Annotated in this window: 1 pseudogene; it reads right to left on the reverse strand. The window is 75.0% G+C overall.

What is annotated here, in order from left to right:
* Positions 1 to 92: 92 nt before the first annotated feature.
* Positions 93 to 596, reverse strand: a pseudogene (locus G6R25_RS29355) (hypothetical protein); the annotation flags it as partial.

The raw sequence follows: 596 nt of genomic DNA on the forward strand, positions 1-596 counted from the left end.
GGCCAGCGGGCGGCTCGGTGGGGCGGTGAGCGTGGGGGTGGTGTGGGTCATGGCCGGCCCTTTCGGTGGGTGTCAGCGGCTGGCGGGGGGGGTTAGGCGGCGGTGACGGTCGTGTTGCTCCGGCCGGCTTCGAGGCGGGTGTAGATCCGCTGCACCTGGGCGGGGGATCGGGTGGACACCCGGGCCGCGTCGCGGATGCTCAGGCCGTCCCGCCACGCCATCTCGATCGCCGTGTGGGCGTCGGCGGTGGTGAGCTTCACCGCCTGGGGGACACCCGGGACGGTGGGGTGTCCCTCGGGTCTGACCTGCACAGATGCCTCCACGGGCACAAGCTCCGGCCGGAGGGGGGACACCGGGGTGTCCCCCAGGGACACCCCAGGAGACAGGGGGGTGTCCCCCAGGACAGTGGAGGTGTCCCGCGGTGTCCCGGCGGTGGTGTCCGGGCCCCAGGCGGGGAGTTCCCACCGGGGGTTGACCCGGCTCGTCACGCAGGCCAGGGCGATGCCGGTGTCCTCACCGTCACGGGCATCGGCGAGTGCCGCCCAGGCGGCGGCGAGGGTGTGCGCGGTGCGGGCCTGTACCCGGGCCACCCGCGC

Source organism: Candidatus Frankia alpina (genome assembly GCF_902806485.1).
Classification (GTDB): domain Bacteria; phylum Actinomycetota; class Actinomycetes; order Frankiales; family Frankiaceae; genus Frankia; species Frankia alpina.